The 18771-nt window shown below is 39.7% G+C and carries 19 protein-coding genes and 2 riboswitches; of the genes, 15 read left to right on the top strand and 4 right to left on the bottom strand.

Going from position 1 to position 18771, the window contains the following annotated elements; genetic code table 11:
* Nucleotides 1-216: 216 nt before the first annotated feature.
* The gene (gene galU / locus MPH60_RS00670) at nucleotides 217-1077 is read right to left on the bottom strand and encodes a UTP--glucose-1-phosphate uridylyltransferase GalU (RefSeq protein WP_241589365.1); all 861 of its coding nucleotides are present in this window, start codon (nucleotides 1075-1077) and stop codon (nucleotides 217-219) included.
* Nucleotides 1078-1248: 171 nt separating this feature from the next.
* Between galU and MPH60_RS00675 the strand changes: the two genes are divergently transcribed.
* The 6 genes from MPH60_RS00675 (at nucleotide 1249) to MPH60_RS00700 (ending at nucleotide 8918) form a co-directional block, all read left to right on the top strand.
* Nucleotides 1249-2919: a DUF6044 family protein gene (locus MPH60_RS00675; protein WP_245406208.1), complete on the top strand. Its 1671-nt coding sequence runs from the start codon at nucleotides 1249-1251 to the stop codon at nucleotides 2917-2919.
* Nucleotides 2920-2933: 14 nt separating this feature from the next.
* Nucleotides 2934-3956 (top strand): glycosyltransferase family 2 protein, encoded by a 1023-nt coding sequence (locus MPH60_RS00680; protein WP_241589364.1) that lies wholly within the window; start codon nucleotides 2934-2936, stop codon nucleotides 3954-3956.
* Complete coding sequence (locus tag MPH60_RS00685; protein ID WP_241589363.1) at nucleotides 3916-4371, top strand: GtrA family protein; 456 nt, start codon at nucleotides 3916-3918, stop codon at nucleotides 4369-4371. Before MPH60_RS00680 ends, MPH60_RS00685 begins: the two co-directional genes overlap by 41 nt.
* 316 nt (nucleotides 4372-4687) lie before the next feature.
* Nucleotides 4688-4831: riboswitch (cyclic di-AMP (ydaO/yuaA leader) on the top strand.
* A 139-nt stretch (nucleotides 4832-4970) separates the two neighbouring features.
* A complete protein-coding gene (locus MPH60_RS00690; protein WP_241589362.1) occupies nucleotides 4971-6797 on the top strand; it encodes an APC family permease in 1827 nt (608 codons plus the stop codon).
* 465 nt (nucleotides 6798-7262) lie between these two features.
* Entirely contained in the window at nucleotides 7263-8117 is an 855-nt protein-coding gene (locus MPH60_RS00695; protein ID WP_241589361.1) for a RhaT/GlcU family sugar-proton symporter, read from the top strand.
* A gap of 15 nt (nucleotides 8118-8132) precedes the next feature.
* The gene (locus MPH60_RS00700; protein WP_241589360.1) at nucleotides 8133-8918 is read left to right on the top strand and encodes an SDR family oxidoreductase; all 786 of its coding nucleotides are present in this window, start codon (nucleotides 8133-8135) and stop codon (nucleotides 8916-8918) included.
* A 70-nt stretch (nucleotides 8919-8988) separates the two neighbouring features.
* Here MPH60_RS00700 and MPH60_RS00705 read toward each other — a convergent pair whose 3' ends face one another.
* A complete protein-coding gene (locus MPH60_RS00705; protein WP_241589359.1) occupies nucleotides 8989-9534 on the bottom strand; it encodes an NADPH-dependent FMN reductase in 546 nt (181 codons plus the stop codon).
* Nucleotides 9535-9937: 403 nt separating this feature from the next.
* Here MPH60_RS00705 and MPH60_RS00710 point away from each other — a divergent pair, with 403 nt between their 5' ends.
* The 7 genes from MPH60_RS00710 to MPH60_RS00740 all read left to right on the top strand — a co-directional run bounded on the left by MPH60_RS00710 (nucleotide 9938) and on the right by MPH60_RS00740 (nucleotide 15426).
* Nucleotides 9938-10408, top strand: a complete 471-nt coding sequence (locus MPH60_RS00710; protein ID WP_241589358.1) for a GNAT family N-acetyltransferase — start codon at nucleotides 9938-9940, stop codon at nucleotides 10406-10408.
* A gap of 117 nt (nucleotides 10409-10525) precedes the next feature.
* Nucleotides 10526-10637: riboswitch (SAM riboswitch) on the top strand.
* Nucleotides 10638-10936: 299 nt separating this feature from the next.
* Nucleotides 10937-11959: a methionine ABC transporter ATP-binding protein gene (locus MPH60_RS00715; RefSeq protein WP_241589357.1), complete on the top strand. Its 1023-nt coding sequence runs from the start codon at nucleotides 10937-10939 to the stop codon at nucleotides 11957-11959.
* Between the two features lie 13 nt (nucleotides 11960-11972).
* Nucleotides 11973-12623 carry a methionine ABC transporter permease gene (locus tag MPH60_RS00720; protein ID WP_133350669.1) on the top strand — a complete coding sequence of 217 codons (651 nt, stop codon included), beginning with the start codon at nucleotides 11973-11975 and terminating at the stop codon, nucleotides 12621-12623.
* 21 nt (nucleotides 12624-12644) lie between these two features.
* Nucleotides 12645-13517, top strand: coding sequence for a MetQ/NlpA family ABC transporter substrate-binding protein (locus tag MPH60_RS00725; RefSeq protein WP_241589356.1), 873 nt, complete (start codon nucleotides 12645-12647; stop codon nucleotides 13515-13517).
* A 73-nt stretch (nucleotides 13518-13590) separates the two neighbouring features.
* Nucleotides 13591-14793 (top strand): M20 family metallopeptidase, encoded by a 1203-nt coding sequence (locus MPH60_RS00730; RefSeq protein ID WP_241589355.1) that lies wholly within the window; start codon nucleotides 13591-13593, stop codon nucleotides 14791-14793.
* A 206-nt stretch (nucleotides 14794-14999) separates the two neighbouring features.
* On the top strand, nucleotides 15000-15206 hold the full coding sequence (locus MPH60_RS00735; protein ID WP_241589354.1) for a Fur-regulated basic protein FbpA: 207 nt from the start codon (nucleotides 15000-15002) through the stop codon (nucleotides 15204-15206).
* A 25-nt stretch (nucleotides 15207-15231) separates the two neighbouring features.
* Nucleotides 15232-15426: a Fur-regulated basic protein FbpA gene (locus MPH60_RS00740; RefSeq protein ID WP_241589353.1), complete on the top strand. Its 195-nt coding sequence runs from the start codon at nucleotides 15232-15234 to the stop codon at nucleotides 15424-15426.
* Here the strand turns inward: MPH60_RS00740 and MPH60_RS00745 are convergent.
* Nucleotides 15423-16028, bottom strand: coding sequence for a dienelactone hydrolase family protein (locus MPH60_RS00745; protein WP_241589352.1), 606 nt, complete (start codon nucleotides 16026-16028; stop codon nucleotides 15423-15425). The genes MPH60_RS00740 and MPH60_RS00745 overlap by 4 nt on opposite strands.
* A 620-nt stretch (nucleotides 16029-16648) precedes the next feature.
* Entirely contained in the window at nucleotides 16649-17173 is a 525-nt protein-coding gene (locus tag MPH60_RS00750) for a histidine phosphatase family protein (RefSeq protein WP_241589351.1), read from the bottom strand.
* Between the two features lie 244 nt (nucleotides 17174-17417).
* Between MPH60_RS00750 and MPH60_RS00755 the strand changes: the two genes are divergently transcribed.
* A complete protein-coding gene (locus MPH60_RS00755; RefSeq protein WP_241589350.1) occupies nucleotides 17418-18032 on the top strand; it encodes an undecaprenyl-diphosphatase in 615 nt (204 codons plus the stop codon).
* A gap of 99 nt (nucleotides 18033-18131) precedes the next feature.
* Nucleotides 18132-18557, top strand: a complete 426-nt coding sequence (gene fabZ / locus MPH60_RS00760; protein WP_241589349.1) for a 3-hydroxyacyl-ACP dehydratase FabZ — start codon at nucleotides 18132-18134, stop codon at nucleotides 18555-18557.
* The last annotated feature ends 214 nt before the right edge of the window (nucleotides 18558-18771 follow it).

Below are 18771 nucleotides of genomic sequence, written 5' to 3' on the forward strand. Positions count from 1 at the left end.
TAAGGATACGTTATCAACATAACCTCACTTTTAATAAATTATTCTTTCTTTGTCCAACATTTTCACTTGCATTTACATTTCACGGAAGCATTTATAGAAGACAGTATATTTAGCTTAGAGATTATGGTACGTCGAAATCTTACCATCAAAGGGTTGAATCCAATGTGGAAATAGCCCAATCACCTCAGGGCAATTGGGCTTGGGTTATATACTTGATTAAGGGAACAGCTGCCTTAAATATGTTATTAGCTGATCACGAAGTTCAGGTCGTTTCATGGCGAAATCTATTGAGGCTTGAAGGAAGCCGAATTTATCGCCGACGTCATATCGATTTCCTTCGATGATATACGAGTATAATGGTTCCTTTTCTAACAAAAGGTCTAAAGCTTCAGTAAGCTGGATTTCCCCCTTCCGATCGGGCTGAACGGTTTCAAGGATTTCAAAAATTTCAGGTGATAAAATATATCGGCCAATAATCGCCTGTGTTGAAGGTGCATCCTCCACTTTTGGCTTTTCCACTAGGTTTCTTACCAGAAATAAATCCTCATATCGTTCTTGGAAATTTACGATCCCATACTTGGAGACATTGGCAGGTGACACTTCCTTACATCCGATAATGCTCGCTTGAACCTTGTTATACCGTTCCATTAACTGCTTCAAAGCTGGAACCTGGCTATCCACGATATCATCCCCTAACAGGACGGCAAAAGGTTCGTCTCCGATAAAAGTTTTGGCACATAAAACTGCATGCCCCAGACCTAGTGGTTCCTTTTGTCTTACATAGTGGATATCCACCATGTTGGAAATGTTCTCCACGATCTTAAGCAGCTCATTTTGACCTTTCATTTGCAGGAGCATTTCTAGTTCAATGGATTTATCGAAATGATCTTCAATGGCACGTTTGTTTTTACCCGTAACGATGATAATATCTGTAATCCCTGATTGAACCGCTTCCTCGATAATATATTGAATGGTGGGCTTATCGACAATCGGCAGCATTTCCTTTGGTTGAGCTTTCGTAGCAGGTAAAAACCGTGTTCCTAAACCGGCTGCTGGAATCACCGCTTTCTTTATCATAGCCCAGCCCCTTTTTAAGGTTCTTTTATATGCTTTTTATTCTACCCTTCATTTTATGTGGCAATTGGTTGACCTATATCAAAAAAGGTGAAAATAAATCCCTGAAAAAGAATAGATTTACATTTAAAGCAAATATTATGGATATATGAATTGAGTCAAGAGGTGTATATTTTGCCAATTGAAAAACAAGAGAGAACACAAATCCTTTTTGCCTTAATCGTCATTGTTTTATATCTTTCTCCTTTATTCATCCTCGGAGAAAATGCGCATATTCGTGTACATGATAATTTGGATTCCAACCTTGCCTGGTATAAAGTCCTTTCAGAAAGCGGTGAGTTATTCGGTGCAATTGACGCCAGAATTCCGCAGATCATGAATGGGCTGCCACGTAATGCTTTTGGCAGTGAGTTCAGTATTATCGTGTGGCTTCATGCTCTTTTCCCGACAATGGTTGCATATGCAATAAGCCAGGCATTAACAAGGTTTATTGCATTCTTTGGCATGTATATCTTATTGAAGAAACATTTGGTTACAGGAAGACAATCAGGTTGGATCAGGGTTGGAACATCCTTGGCCTTTGCCCTTACCCCATTTTGGCCATCGGGAATGCTCAGTACACTCGGGATGCCGCTGGCACTTTGGGCTTTTTTGAATATTCGCAGCAAGGACCATTCGTGGAAGAATTATTTGGTCCTTACACTTTTACCGCTTTATTCAAGCATTGTGCTTGGTTTTTTCTTCTTCCTAGCTGCAATGGGCCTTCTTTGGTTAACGGATGTAATCAGGGGAAAAGGGTGGAATATAACATTCCTTCTTTCAATCGTGTATATGACCTTCATTTTTGGTTTGGTGGAGTATCGTTTGGTGTCTTCATTCATTTTTGATTCGGAGCCAAACAGCAGAGATGAATATTTTCACGCCAGGCTGCCGCTCGATTGGGTCATCAAGCTTACTTTCAAAAATTTCGTTCTTGGACATACGCATGTCATGACTGTACATGCGCTTATCATTCTGCCGATTACCGTCTTTGCCCTTTATATCATTCTGACCAAAAAACTGTGGAGACAGGAAAAGGTATATGTATTTTTATTCGGCTTGAATTTTATACTCTCAGCATGGTACGCATTTTGGTTTTATAAAGGCTGGCTTCCTTTAACGGAAAGGTTCCATACCCTGGATACCTTTAATTTTGCCAGATTTCACTTTTTAAGGCCGATGGTGATTTACTTGGGCTTTGCCCTCGCGATAAAAATCATTTGGGAACACAGCGACTATGCTAAGAAAACCCTTTCTATTTTCATAGCCGTTCAAATTCTGATCTTAATGGGTTTCAATGAAGAAATCACTCACAATAAAAAACCCTCTTTTAAAGAGTTCTATTCAGAAAGCCTTTTTCAGGAAATAAAAGATCATATTGACCTTCCACAGGAAGAGTATCGTGTTGCTAGCATTGGACTGCATCCTGCAATCGCACAATTTAATGGATTTTACACCCTCGATAGCTATAACAATTTCTATCCGCTTTCTTACAAACATCAATTTCGTCAAATAATTGAAAACGAATTGGCTAAGAATAAAAACATCAGAATCTACTTTGATGAATGGGGAGGACGTTGTTACCTATTTACCGATGAGCTTGGAAAGCATTATATGTTCAAGAAAGGCTCAAAGAAAGAACTGGAAAATTTGGACCTCAACATGGATGCGTTTAAAGGATTAGGCGGGAAGTATATATTTTCTGCCATCCCAATCAACAACGCGAAGGAAAACGGATTGGTACTGGATAGGGTTTTCACGAAAAAAGGCAGCAAATGGAAAATTTATTTATACAGAGTCATGTGAAAGGGGGGAATAGAATGAATTCACCGATAGTAACGATTGTTGTACCTTGTTATAACGAAGAAAGCGTTTTGCAGGATACCATTTCCCAGCTTTGTGGATTGATGAGGGGATTAGTCGAAGAAAACGTTGTTTCTGGTCAGAGTAAAATTCTGCTTGTTGATGATGGAAGCAAAGATCAAACCTGGAAGATCATTTATAAGGAAACGATCAATAATGAATATGTTCGCGGGCTAAAGCTTTCCAGGAATGCAGGACATCAAAATGCGCTTCTGGCAGGTTTGTTTACAGCCAAGGAAGCCTCGGATTGTGTGATTTCCATTGATGCAGATTTACAGGATGATATTCAAGTCATCCCTGAATTCATTCGGAAATTCAATGAAGGATGTGAAATCGTATATGGTGTCCGCCAGAAAAGGGACCTTGATTCATTTTTTAAACGGACATCTGCAACTGGTTTTTATAAATTGATGAACAAAATGGGGGTTAACCTTGTCTATAATCATGCCGATTTCAGGCTAATGAGCAAAAGGGCGATCGCGGAGCTGGAACGATTTGATGAAACGAATCTTTTTTTACGGGGCATTGTCCCGCTCATTGGGTTTAAGACGGACTCTGTTTATTATGACCGAAAAGAAAGATTGGCCGGGGAAACGAAATATCCATTTAAGAAGATGGTTGCTTTTGCGCTTGATGGCATTACTTCCTTTTCAGTTACACCGATTCGGCTTGTCTTATGGCTAGGATGTCTTTCCTTTTTCATTAGCTTACTTTTTGGGTCTTACTTTTTATGGTTAAAGTTTTATGGACAGACTGAAACTGGTTGGACCTCATTAATCACCTCCATTTGGTTGATCGGCGGACTGCAGTTGATTGCTGTCGGCTTGATTGGGGAATATATCGGTAAAATCTATAATGAATCCAAACGCCGGCCTAAATATATTGTTGATCTTGATCTATTTAATCCGCTCGATTTGAAAAAACGGGAGCAACTGGACAATGAACGGAACAGTATTGAAAAACTATCTAAAACACACTAACTCCTTCATCCGTTTTTTATTGGTTGGAATAGTCAATACAGCGGTTGGACTTTCCATCATGCTTTTTCTTATGAATGTCCTTGAATTATCATACTGGGTCTCCACCTTTTTCGGCAATGGTACGGGAGCTATAACGAGTTTTCTTTTGAATAGGACTTTTACCTTTAAAAGCGATATAGAATGGCGGCGAGGAGTTGCCCGTTTCTTTTGCGTCATCCTGATTTGTTATTCCGCAGCTTATTCTATAGGCCAAGCTATTGCAGAATCTCTGGAAGGATCCGTTCATTTATCCATACAACAAAATTTGGCTGTTCTCATAGGAACAATCTTTTATACCGTGCTTAACTATATTGGCCAGAAATATTTTGTCTTTAAAAAAGGCAATTTGAGACCAATTCAAGAAGGAAGGAACTAATTAGGTGAATCAGTGGAATAGTGCCCCTATCGGACAGATGCGATCCGAGCTGGGGCAGAACTGGTTAATTTCTTTCAACGCCTTCTCCATGAGGCTGATTTTTTTCCTTTTCAGACCACCCTTTGTTCATCGACTCCTGGATTATTTCTGTATTAGACGTTTACTTACCTCCTTTCCGACCTTCGAATCATGTCATTGCAGGACTTATGTTATATACGTCAAAACAAAACCTCACGAACAAAGAATTTTTCAGTTTTTGAGCAAAATTTTCATTTACTTTTCCATTACACGGGAGTATGATAATCAACAGTTTCATATTTCTAAATCGCTTAAACCTTATGGTGCGGGGGACCCGTTATTGGGATTGTCTACAATCCAAGGGGTGAATCCTTTAAAAGGTAGGGCTACTCTAAGGCCCGAATCCGACAGCTAACCTCGTAAGCGTTATATGAGAAGGAAGGTGGAGCTTGTTAGACAAAAAAATTGATGTCTACAGGTCTATTTAGCTATGACTTGTAGGCATTTTTGTGTTTCGTCTCGTTTTTTTGCTACAGCTGGGTAACATAAACTTATAAATTAACTATGGTGGTGACTACTTAGTGTTATCTTCTATAAAAAGGTTCTTGATTGGAAGACCTTTAAAGTCAAATGCGCTTGGTGAACAAAAGCTTAACAAAACAAAGGCTTTGGCGATATTATCTTCTGATGCTTTGTCTTCGGTTGCTTATGGACCTGAGCAAATATTGATCGTTCTGATCACAATCGGTGCTGCAGCATTCTGGTATTCCATCCCTATCGCGATCGGGGTATTGATCCTGTTAGCGGCATTGATTTTGTCCTATAGGCAAATCATTTTCGCTTATCCGCATGGCGGGGGGGCTTATGTGGTTTCAAAAAACAATTTAGGAGTCAATCCAGGGTTGATAGCCGGAGGATCCTTATTGGTGGATTATATATTAACAGTGGCTGTAAGTGTTTCGGCAGGTACGGATGCCATCACGTCCGCTTTTCCCGGCCTGCACTCATATAATGTCATCATAGCCATCATTTTCGTCATTCTACTTACAATCCTGAACCTGCGGGGGGTTACGGAGTCGGCCTCTGTCTTGGCCTATCCGGTGTACCTATTCGTTTTAGCATTGTTCATCTTGATTGGTGTTGGAATTTTCAAGATTTTGACGGGGGGAGTTTCACCGGAATTACACACGTCACTAGGGACTCCGGTAGCGGGCATCAGTTTATTCATCCTGCTAAGAGCATTTGCATCAGGAAGCTCCGCATTGACAGGAGTAGAAGCAATTTCCAATGCAATCCCGAACTTTAAAGATCCAGCCCCGAATAATGCGGCGAAAACTTTAATAGCGATGGGTTCATTGCTAGCTGTATTATTTTCGGGAATCGTATTCTTAGCCTATTATTTAAGCATCGTTCCAAGCGCAGAGGTGACGGTCGTCTCCCAGATCGCTGAAGAGATCTTTGGACGGAATTTCATGTATTTCTTCATTCAAGGTACGACTGCATTGATCTTGATACTTGCGGCCAATACTGGCTATTCGGCCTTCCCTCTGCTTGCGGTAAATCTGGCGAAGGATAAATTCATACCAAGGGCGTTTACGATCAGAGGGGACCGATTAGGGTATTCCAATGGAATCATCATACTGGGACTCGCATCCATCATCTTGATAGTCGCATTTGAAGGACATACAGAAAATCTTATTCCGCTTTATGCGGTAGGGGTATTCATTCCATTTACGTTGTCCCAGACTGGCATGATTGTTAAATGGCTCCGCGAAAAGCCAAAAGGCTGGATGATGAAATTAACCATTAATTCAATTGGTGCCATAATTAGCTTTATCGTCACGATGATATTCTTTTTAACCAAATTTACTCAGGTTTGGCCTGTATTGATTTTTTTACCTATCATCATTTTAATTTTTCATCGAATTAAAAAGCATTATGAAGCAGTTGGTGACCAACTAAGGATTACAACATGTGAGCCGATCTTACCAATTGAAGGAAATATCATTATTGTACCTGTGGCAGGTATAACCCATGTGGTTGAGAACTCTTTAAATTATGCAAAATCTCTATCTGCACATCAGGTGATTGCCGTTTATGTCGCTTTTGAAAGAGAAGACGAAAAGAAATTCGAAGAAAAGTGGGAAAAATGGCAGCCAGATGTCAGACTCGTTACACTGAATTCTTATTACAGAAGTATCATTCAACCACTAACTAAATTTGTGGACACAGTTGAACATAAGGCTAGTGAATCCAATTATAAAGTTACGGTGATCATCCCCCAATTCATTCCGAAGAAGGGCTGGCACAATATACTTCATAACCAATCAAGTTTACTGATCCGCGCCTACTTACTTTATAAAAGAAATGTGGTTATTACGACAGTGCCCTATCATTTGAAGAAATAAGTTCCATATCTATTACTGTAGACAAACCTACATAAGGTTTGTCTACAGTTTTTTTGCTTGTACAAATTTGGACGTTGTTTTTACTTCAGGCACTCGCTTTCCGCGGGCGGCCGGGAGCCTCCTCGGCGCGCTTGCGCCTGTGGGGTCTCTCTTGGACTAGCTATTCCCGCAGGAGTCTCGCACATCCGCTCCAAACAACTATGTTTAAAAATGTTAGATAGTACAAACTGAGCAAACCTACATAAGGTTTGCTTTTTTTTATAACCTAGACAGCAGTACTGCTGTATTTACTCTAACGCTCCCAATATTTATCAGCATCGGAAGCCCTTTTTATGTAGAACACTATTTTTGCAAAAACACTTCATAAAATTACCAAGGGTCATTTCAAATAATGCGAACATATTAAAAAGAAGACATAAGGAAATTTACTGCTTAGTTTTGAACTTACATATATGGGGGTTGAAAATGGATATATTATTAGCTCTCTTGCCGGCAATATTTTGGGGAAGCATCGTTTTATTTAATGTGAAACTAGGGGGTGGGCCCTATAGTCAAACACTAGGTACAACGATTGGCGCCTTGATTTTTTCAATAGGTGTTTATATTTTTGCCGATATTAAGTTGTCACTGCTGGTGTTTGGAGTCGGAGTTGTTTCTGGGTTGTTTTGGGCCGTTGGACAAGCTAATCAGCTTAAGAGCATTGATTTAATGGGAGTATCCAAAACAATGCCGATATCCACTGGAATGCAGCTCATTTCAACGACTTTATTCGGGGTCATTGTTTTTAATGAATGGTCTACAATGAAAGCAATCATTTTAGGCGTGTTGGCGTTAGTCTTCATTATTATAGGAATTGTCTTGACTTCCTTGGAGGATAAAGAATCAAAAGAGGGCAAATCGGGAAACTTGAAGAAAGGAATTGTTATTCTGCTTATCTCGACATTCGGTTATTTGGTTTATGTGGTCGTGGCCCGTCTTTTTAATGTTGATGGGTGGTCAGCGTTGTTCCCACAAGCGATAGGGATGGTGATAGGCGGTCTATTATTGACTTTTAAACATAAACCGTTTAACAAATATACGATTCGCAATATCATTCCAGGATTGATATGGGCTGCAGGGAACATGTTTTTATTCATATCCCAGCCTCGTGTGGGAGTAGCCACTAGTTTTTCCCTTTCGCAAATGGGCATTGTCATCTCAACTCTTGGCGGGATCATCATTTTACGTGAAAAGAAAACGAAGCGCCAACTAATTGGAATCATAATCGGAATTATCTTGATCATCATTGCTGGGATTATGCTCGGAATGGCAAAAAGTTAATTGGAGGGTGATTATATGTATACAGATTTAGAAGGTAAGGTCGTTGTTATAACCGGTTCATCCACTGGTTTAGGAAAAGCGATGGCCATCCGCTTTGCTAGGGAAAAGTCAAAGGTCGTGGTTAATTATCGCACTAAATCCGAGGAAGCGGATAGTGTAATGGAGGAAATCAAAACAAATGGCGGGGAAGCTATTGCAGTAAAAGGCGACGTCACCGTTGAAGAAGATGTGATTAACCTTGTTCAATCAGCGATAAAGAATTTCGGGAAACTTGATATATTCATCAATAATGCAGGAATTGAAAATCCTGTTCCGTCTCACGAGATGCCGTTAAGCGACTGGAATAGGGTAATCAATACCAACTTAACGGGGAATTTCTTAGGCTGCCGTGAAGCTATCAAGTATTTTGTCGAGAACGACATTAAAGGGAATGTTATAAATATGTCCAGTGTACATGAGATGATACCCTGGCCTTTATTCGTTCACTATGCGGCAAGCAAGGGCGGGGTGAAACTGCTTACGGAAACCCTGGCTCTTGAATATGCACCAAAAGGGATCCGTGTGAACAGCATTGGTCCTGGAGCCATCGCCACACCAATAAATGCAGACAAGCTTGAAGATCCCGAAAAGAAAAAGGATCTTGAAAGCATGATTCCGATGGGGTATATCGGAAAGCCTGAAGAAATTGCTGCGGTTGCTGCATGGCTGGCATCTTCAGAATCCAGTTATGTAACGGGCATCACTCTATTCGCTGACGGAGGAATGACAAAATACCCTGCATTCCAAGCTGGAAGAGGATGAATTATGTTTAATGATAATAAAAAAAAATCCCAGCAGGATTAAACCTGTTGGGATTCTTTTTTTAAAACCATTAACGAGTATGATGATTATACCAGCTAATGAAATTATCGACGACCGTATCGATAAACTGGACAGTCGACTCATGTGTAAGTCTGCCTTCGTTATCGATTTTGTCATGCACTGCACCAACATATACTTCATTCCCGGGAAGGAGTGGGGAGGCGATGCCTATTGCGAATAAGATTTCACGCAAATGCAATTGAGCTTTAACCGTTCCTAATTGCCCCATTGACGCACCCATGATCCATGATGGTTTGCCGTTCAAGACTTTATCGACACGTGATAACCAATCGATTGCATTGCCCAATACTCCTGGAATCGTACCGTTGTATTCAGGTGTGACCCACAAGACTGCATCTGCTTCGGCCACTTTGCTTTTAAATTCCTTTACAACTGATGGAGGGTCATTTTCAATATCTTGATCATAAAAAGGTAAATCCCGAATGTTCAAGATTTCGAGATCGAACCGATCTTGATATTTAGATTGAATATATTTGGCAAGCTTAAGGTTGTAAGACTCTTTACGGATACTTCCTACTATTGCAACAACTTTCATCTTCAATACCTCCAATGATTTTTATAATGGATAAATGTAAATGTGTTCCACTTATCCATTATAATTGGAATATAAATGAAAGAGAAAAAAGATGCTTGGGATTGAGTAGAGCTGAATAAACAAATTCCTCACTTAGGGTTACCCTGCAAAGTTAGACTCGAAAATTAAAATAAATTTGTTTGTTCCAACCCAATCTCCATTACTAGACCTCTCCAAACAATATTGGATTTGTTTTTAATTTAATATTATGGCCATTTCATAAAGGGATACAGGCAATATTCTTTTCAGAAAAAATGAAATAACAAGCTTGTAAAAGTAAATAATGAAATATCATAAAAAGTGTAAGTAAAATAAGTTTGTTTGCTTGATAACTATTTCACTAAAATGATAGAGGTGGATAAATTTGATCTTTCGGACCATTGATACGGAAAAAGATAAAGATATTATCGTTAAATTCAGGAAAGATTCCTTTGTTGTAAGTTTTGGATCTGAAGCTGGTTTTGGAGATGAAAATACATATCTGCAACGAATGGAAGAAAGGGTTCGCAAATTTCCGGGGGGGCAGGTAATCATTGAAAAGGACCAAGAACCGATTGGTCAAATGGAACTTCACATTCGGGAGTATGAAGGAAACGAGATTGGATATGTGAATCTATTTTATCTTATTCCCGAATACCGCAGTAAAGGCCTTGGCAAGGAATTGGTTCGCTACGCAGAAAACTTTTTCAGGCAATTTATTGTATCCGAATACCATTTAAGGGTTTCTCCGGATAATGGAAGGGCAATTCGTTTATATACGAATTCAGGCATGAAGAAGATAAGCGAAGAAAATGAAAAATACCTTGTATGGAGAATGAGTAAATCATTATATTGATATAATTAAAAAGTATCATTTCACTATACTGTGAAAATATTTTAAGCGATGAAAAATATGGTTGACTTTAGAGGGATTAGAATATATAGTGAAGGACATAATTAAATAAAACGTTAATTCTTATCAAGAGATGTGGAGGGACTTGGCCCTATGATACCTCGGCAGCGGGTTTTTACTTTTGTAAAAATACTGTGCTAATTCCAACGGACGAAAGTTTGAAAGATAAGAAGGAGCTTTTCTTAGATAATTAATTTAAGAGTTTACTCTTTTTTATGTCTAAAAGAGGCCTCTTCTGTCTGATGACGGAAGAGGCCTCTTTTGTTTATTCAAAATGTATATGGTTATTTGGAGCATTGGTGCAATTACTCGTGAATTTCGCAGATTTACTCGTGAGTTTCGAGCATTTACTCGTGAATTCAGCGCATTTACTCGTAAGTCCCAAAAATTTAACCCTATCATTATGAAACTTTGCAAAGCTCTTCTCTGGATAATGAATTCGTACAAATAAACAACATGGGGGGAGATTGGATGATTGAGTTTCAAAATGTTAAAAAGGATTATCAAACAAAAAAACAGACTGTCGAGGCTTTGAAGGGCATCAATTTGACAGTGGAAAAGGGGGATATATTCGGTGTAGTCGGTTATAGCGGGGCCGGAAAGAGTACGTTGATCAGGCTGGTCAATTTGCTTGAAGATCCTTCAGATGGTTCAGTGATTGTTGGGGGCAAGGATTTAACCAAGTTAAGCCCGAAGGAATTACGGGCAGAAAAGAAAAAAATCGGGATGATCTTTCAGCATTTCAACCTGCTAAACTCAAAGAATGTTTTTGATAACATTGCGATGCCGCTGGTTTTATCGGGAACTCCGGCTAAGGAAATCAAAAACCGTGTAGGCGAGCTATTGGAGTTCGTTGGCTTATCGAGCAAAGCAAAGAGTTATCCGGATCAATTATCCGGCGGTCAAAAGCAGCGGATCGGCATTGCGAGAGCATTGGCTACAAATCCATCGATCTTATTGTGTGATGAAGCTACGTCGGCATTGGATCCACAAACAACGAGTGCTGTTCTGCAGCTCTTAAAAAAAATTAATAAAGATTACAATATCACCATCTTGCTAATCACACATGAGATGTCTGTCATTAGGGAAATTTGCAATAAGGTAGCGGTCATGGAGGGCGGATGTGTCGTTGAACAAGGTTCGGTTTTCGAAGTTTTTGCGAAGCCGCAAACGGATATTGCAAAAAACTTCGTGAGAACGGTCATACATGACGAAATACCACAAAGTTTCATAAAAAGCTTAGGGTCTCATATCCCGATTATTTGGAAAATTAATTTTATTGGGACTACTTCTGGTACTCCTTTACTTTCAACGATCTCGAAGAAATATGATGTTCATTTAAGTGTCTTATCAGCCAATATTTCTGAAATTCAGGAAACGCCTTTCGGGAATTTGATCATCGAAGTTACCGGGAGCAAAAATGAGGTGGACATGGCTTATCAATATATTAAAGATGAGGGGATTCTCGTCCAGGAGGTGCAGGTAAATGGGTAATACGCTTTGGGGAATGGAAATAACGGCAGACCAGCTGTTGACAGCTTTCGGTGACACACTTTATATGGTAGCCATCTCATTGGTATTCTCCGGGTTGATCGGACTTCCGCTCGGTATCCTGCTTGTCATTACAAGAAAGGGTCACATCCTGGAGAATAAATGGATTTTTAATGTATTGAACCCGATCATCAATATATTACGGTCGGTTCCTTTCATCATCTTGCTTGTAGCAGTTATTCCCCTTACCAGAATGATTGTAGGCAGCGCGATCGGAATGAATGCGGCCATTGTTCCGCTCATCTTTTACGCGGCTCCTTATATTGCACGGCTTGTGGAGAACTCCCTGTTGGAAGTGGACAAAGGGATCATCGAGGCAGCTCAGGCGATGGGGGCTACGACATGGCAAATCATTTATCGCTTTTTGATTCCCGAGGGACTTAGTTCGTTGATCCTTACATTTACAACAGCGACAATCGGGCTTGTTGGATCTACTGCCATGGCAGGTGCCGTCGGGGCAGGCGGGGTCGGCGATCTGGCTTTGGCTTACGGTTATCAAAGGTTCGATACGATGACGATGATCGTTACAGTGGCGGCGCTCGTGATCATCGTTCAATTATTGCAATCCACCGGGAATTTCGTTTCAAGAAAAATAAGAAGAAGATAAAAATAACAGGAGGTAGGAGAAATGAAAAAAATCTTATTAACGATCATGGTATTGGCATTGGCCATCGTGGCTGCAGCATGCGGGAAAGAAGAAGGTGCATCAGGCAGTTCGGATGATGTGAAAACAGTAAAAGTCGGTGTCAGCAGCGGGGATACGAGAACATGGGAATACATTGTCGATATAGCGAAAGAGGAAGGGCTTAATATCGAACTGGTCACTTTCAATGATTATATCCAACCAAACCTTGCGTTAAGTGAAGGTGAAATTGATGCCAATTCATTCCAAACGGTCGCTTACTTCGATGAATTCGTTCAAGACCAAAACCTGAAATTAGAGGCCATCGGGTCGACTGTCATTGCGCCTATGGGCCTTTATTCGAAAAAACATAAAGATCTTAAAAGTCTTCCAAATGGCGCTACGATTGCCGTTCCGAATGAAGCAACAAACTTTGGCCGTGCATTGCTCCTTCTTCAGGAAGCTGGATTGATTACTTTGAAAAAGGAATTCAATGGATCGGGATCATTGGAAATCATTAAAGAAAATCCGAAAAACTTGAAAATCCAACCTGTTGCTGCCGGCAATACACCGCGTCTATTGGATGATGCCGATGCTTCAGCCATCAATAATAACTTTGCTGTCGAAGCAGGCCTTACTTTAAAAGATTCTTTATTCCATGAAAGTAAAACGGCGAAACCATATATTAATATCATTGCAGTTAAAAAGGGGAATGCCGATCGTCCTGAGCTGCAAAAATTAGTGGAGCTTTATCAATCGAAAAAAGTGGAAGCGTTCATTGAAAAAACGTTTAAAGGAAACACCATTCCTGCCTATGTTTCTGTAGATGAATTAGTGAATTACCAGGATGCTTGGACAAAACCAGCTAACGAAAAATAAGAACAAGTGAGGAATGCCGGATGGATTCAAGTTGCCCATCCGGTTCCTTAAACCAAAAAGGGGAGATACGAATATGGCGAGAGAATTAGTGCAGAAGCAGCATCAGCAGATCATTGAAGATCACATCGACCTTTATTCCAAATTATATATCGAAACGAGTCAAGCCATTCATGCCAAACCGGAAATTGGGAATCAAGAATTCTTCGCTTCGGATACATTAACCGGAATACTTCGAAATGAAGGATTTGAAGTGACACGCAATATTGCCGGTCATGAAACAGGATTCATCGCCAAAAAAGCCTCTTCAAAGAAAGGGCCCACAATTGCCTTTTTAGCCGAGTATGATGCATTGCCGGGTTTAGGTCATGCTTGCGGCCATAATATCATTGGCACAACGAGTGTTGCAGCAGGCATTTCCTTGGCGCAAGTGCTGGAGGAAACGGGCGGAGAGGTGATTGTTTTCGGAACACCGGCAGAAGAGGGCGGGCCGAATGGAAGCGCAAAAGGCAGCTTTGTGAAGCACGGTCTATTTGATGGGGTGGATGCGGCCATCCTTATCCATCCTGGCGGGCAAACGCGTGTCACAAGTCCATTTTTGGCAGTCGACCCCCTTGATTTTCATTTTTACGGGAAGTCAGCACATGCAGCAGCTGCACCTGAAGAAGGTGTGAATGCACTTGACGCGGTGATTCAGCTGTTCAATGGCATTAATGCTTTGCGCCAGCAGCTCCCAGCCGAGGTCAAAATCCACGGAATCATCACCAATGGCGGGGAAGCGCCTAACATCATTCCTGAATATGCTTCCGCCAGGTTTTACATTAGAGCAACAACATGGAAACTCTGCCAAGAAGTATCCAATAAAATCCGTGCTGTTGCCGAAGGGGCAGCACTTGCCACAGGAAGTACGGTTAAAGTGGAACGTTTCCAAAATGAAGTACTCGATTTTGTCATTAATCCAGTTCTGGATGAACTGTTAAAAGAAGAACTGGCTCAATTAGGGGAAGCGGTGGGCCCTCGAAAAGAGAGTGGCTTTGGCTCGACGGATGCTGGTAATGTAAGCCATGTAGTGCCAACAGCACATCCTTATATAAAAATTGGCCATGATGAGCTGATTGCCCATACGAATGAATTCCGCGACTGTGCCAAATCTCCTGCTGGAGACAAAGCCATCCTGACCGGAGCAAAAGCCCTTTCACTTACAGGGTATAAATTGATTTCAGATCAAGACCTGCTGGATAAAGTGAAAGCAGCATTTCATGAAGCGAAGCAAAAATAAATAAGATGCAGGAAAAAATTGTTGACTGCGGAGCATAGAGTTAGTATTATAAAAATAACAATACCAAGTAATTAAATGGGAATTATAGGTTAATTGACCGGAAAACCGGAGACTTTTCTTTCATGTAAAGAGGCGTCTCCGGTTTTTTTGTGAATGGGCAAGTCGAAAGATTCTCTTTCAATACATCCTATAAAGGGGGATTTATCATGGGAATATTATTACGTAAAGCCATTGAGAAAAAAAGAAACTTCCTAATCAACAAGTTGATTAACAAGGGAGTTTATAAAAAGAATGACATCCATCTTTTTGAATTAACCTTAACCGATTTAGAGAATGAGTATATTAAAATAAGTAAAATCGAGGAGAAGGAATCCGACGATCATTCCCCCTGTCTAAGGATACAGTTCATATAATGTCAGAATAAAAGGAGAGGGTGAAATGAGGAAGGGCGTGGAAGAAAGGCGGAAGGAATTAATCTATAAACTTATGATCCATACTGTAAATAAAACTGTGGAACAGCTTATGAAGTTAACCTTAAAAGAATTGGAAACAGAATATAAAAAGGTTCAAAATGACTGTCACCCCCATAGTAATGCGGGTTCGATACAGTGGATCCATGCAAAGCGGCATTAGGCTGAATGTTCATGAACCATAAAAAATTTCATCATTTTGCTAACGGCTGCTTGTGCTGATTCTACATGATAGTTTGAATTGTAAAGATCACTGAATCCATGTTTTCCGCTGAATTTATGAACTTCGACATCCTTTCTTTCTAAAGCTGAAATTAACTCGTCGACGTTAAATGATGGCTCTTCTAGCGGGAAAAATAGCAGTGCAGGACATTGTGGCACTAATTCTGCATAATTCCTAATACGCGAACCATAGTAACCAACTATTCCATCGACACATTCTTCCTCACTGCACAGCCAAGCTACAGTTGCCCCTGCACTGAATCCAAGGATGAAAATCTTTTGGTATTCATCTTTTATATCCGATAATATATCCTTTATCTTACCTAAAGCACCCGTGAAACCTACGTTCTCCATAAAATGTCGATAAGCAGCATCCTCTTGGGAATAATCAAAAGGAGTCTCACATTCTAACAAATCCGGACAGATCACATCAAAACCCTGTTTTGATAATAACTCACCATAACCCTGTATATGTTGGTTCAGTCCATATATTTCGTGAATGACAATGATGACAATATCGGATTTTTTCTGTATGTGCAGCATGTTTAACCTCCCTAAACTTAAAACTAGACATAAAAACCAACCAGTTCTTTTCATCCTTAACAAGTACAAATCATAAGAATATTACCATCAGGATCTTGAAAGTTAAAATAAGCAAAATCTCCAATACACTCTATTTCTTTAACAATAGAAATGTTATTACCCTTAATGAATTGATAAGCTTCGTCTATACCTTTGCGTAGAAATTAAACAATACATTGCTGGATGGCTCGAATCTAAAATCAGGATCAAATGTATGGTCATCTAACGTTAATCCTGTTTCATATGTTATAGGAATATTGTAAACCGGCGATTCTACAGAATCACTGTTATGAGGAATGCCAAGGAGATTACAATACCATCCAGCTGATTTCTTTAAATATTTAACATGAATAAAAACATTGTTAACTTTAGGGTGAATAGGAGAATTTATTGATTTTATACGTTACCACCTTTCGTTGAACCTTACCTAAAAATTCAACGAATCACCATTAAAACCTTTATTAATCATTGTAAATTTGCATATTCAACACCTGCATAGAAATGCTCATTTTTTTATGAACGTCAGCCTTTTCCCCAGTATATTACATAAAGAAAAGACTGCCTCAAGACAGACCTGATCGTCAGCTATATTCCAGATGCGTAGTACTATTTAAAAACCTTATAAGTTTGTATGGATGATTGGTATACTCAAGAAGATGTATTCCTGTATTATGAGAATTGAACCACACATCATGAATTGCGGGTGGTAATTGAAGAAAGCTTTCAATAATTTTAGTAATCATTCCTCCATGGGATATAATAGCAATTCGTTTATAATTTGCACTGTTCTCTCTAATATAAGAAAGTACATTTTGAGCTCGTAATCTAAAATCTAAATGATTTTCCCTATCCTGCATCTCTCGTAAATCTTCCAGGAAGGTTACTGGACATTTGATAGTATTTGATAAAGTTTCGGCAGTTTTACTAGCTCGAAGCAAGGTACTTGACCAAATGAATTCTGGTGGAAACTCTTCGGATACACGTCTGCACATTTTTTCTACTTGTTCAACACCCTTAATAGTTAAGGGTAAATCAGTAGTTCCTTTGTAATTTTCTTCTAGAAAATCGTCTTCTGACTCACCATGCCGAATTAATAGTATCTGCAAGTTATCACCTCGTTTATTTATTCAAAATAATAATTCTATTCAACTTCAATAAAACCTTTAAAAGAATAAAGTTTTCACACTCTTATATGATTGTGTGGTGCTTTTGCACTCACCTGTGAAGCTGAGTAGCCTAACAATCATGTGACAAAATTGTAAGATAATGGATTGAACTGTTAGGGAGAACGATGGCGATTTATTTCCTTTCTCTTTAAGATGTAAGAAAAAGAGGAAGGCTGGATATGAAATGGACTTTTTTGAGTTGAATATCAATGTGTTCAGAATGATCAATGACTTAGGGAAACAGTACGATTATGTAAACCCCTCTGCCATTTTCATTGCCGAATACATGGTTTTTTTATTAGCTTTGGCAGTCATCTTTATATGGTTCACTCGAAATGAACAGAGCAGGATGATGGTTGTTTGTGGGATGATTACGTTTGGAATAGCTGAAATGATGGGAAAAATGGCAGGGCGATTGCATTCGAATAATCAGCCATTTGCCGAATTGAACAATGTTAATCAGTTAATTGAAAAAGCAGTGGATAATTCATTTCCAAGCGACCATACCATCTTGTTTTTCTCGTTTTGTGTCTCTTTTTGGCTTTTCAAAAGAGGATGGTGGTTGTTATGGATCATGGTGGCTTTCCTTGTTGGCATCTCCCGTATTTGGGTAGGTGTCCACTTTCCGGCGGATGTGCTGGCAGGAGCTATACTGAGCACCATTTCAGGATTGGCGGTTTACTTTGTTGTTCCGAAAATAAGCTTGATTCATAAATTATTAGGGGGATATGAAAGGTATGAGCAAATGGTTCTATCCCCGTTAACAAAATCAAAGGAAAAAAAATCAAACGATTTGTAAGCGGAACAAAAAACATTTTAACAAATGAAAATATATCCATATATTGATACTGTTGGTAAAATGAAGTGAAAGCAATCCATTGCAATGGGGGACTTAATAATGATTGATATCCAAGAAATCAAAGATATTATCAGGCATCGCTATCCATTCCTTTTAGTTGATGGAGTACTGGAATTGGAAGAAGGAAAGAGAGCGGTGGCCATTAAAAATGTTACAGCAAATGAAGAGTTTTTTGCTGGTCACTTTCCAAATTACCCAGTGATGCCAGGTGTATTGATCGTGGAAGCTTTAGCGCAGGTAAGTGCTGTTGTCATGCTTACAAAAGAAGAAAATAAAGGGCGGATCGGGCTTTTGGCCGGGATCGATGGATGCCGCTTTAAAAAGCAAGTAAGACCAGGAGACCAATTACGTTTAGAAGTGGAGATTACTCGCTTGAAAGGTCCTATCGGTAAAGGAAAAGCAAGGGCAACTGTCGACGGAGAAACTGTATGCGAGACAGAGCTCATTTTTGCCTTTGGTGATTAAGGGGGGGAGTGACAAGAATCAATAATGGAGAAACACAGGGTATTGGTTTTTTAACATCCCATTAAGGAAGCTGGTATACAGATACCCAAGGGAACAGTGAAGCCTCAAGGAAAAGAAGAAACAGATCTAGAAAATTTTCATGTGGAGAAATTAATGGCAGTGGATTTTTGGGAGAACCCTGATGGTGCCATACATAATAGATATTTTTATCAAA

The organism is Peribacillus sp. Aquil_B1, assembly GCF_022603275.1.
Taxonomy (GTDB): Bacteria; Bacillota; Bacilli; order Bacillales; family DSM-1321; genus Peribacillus.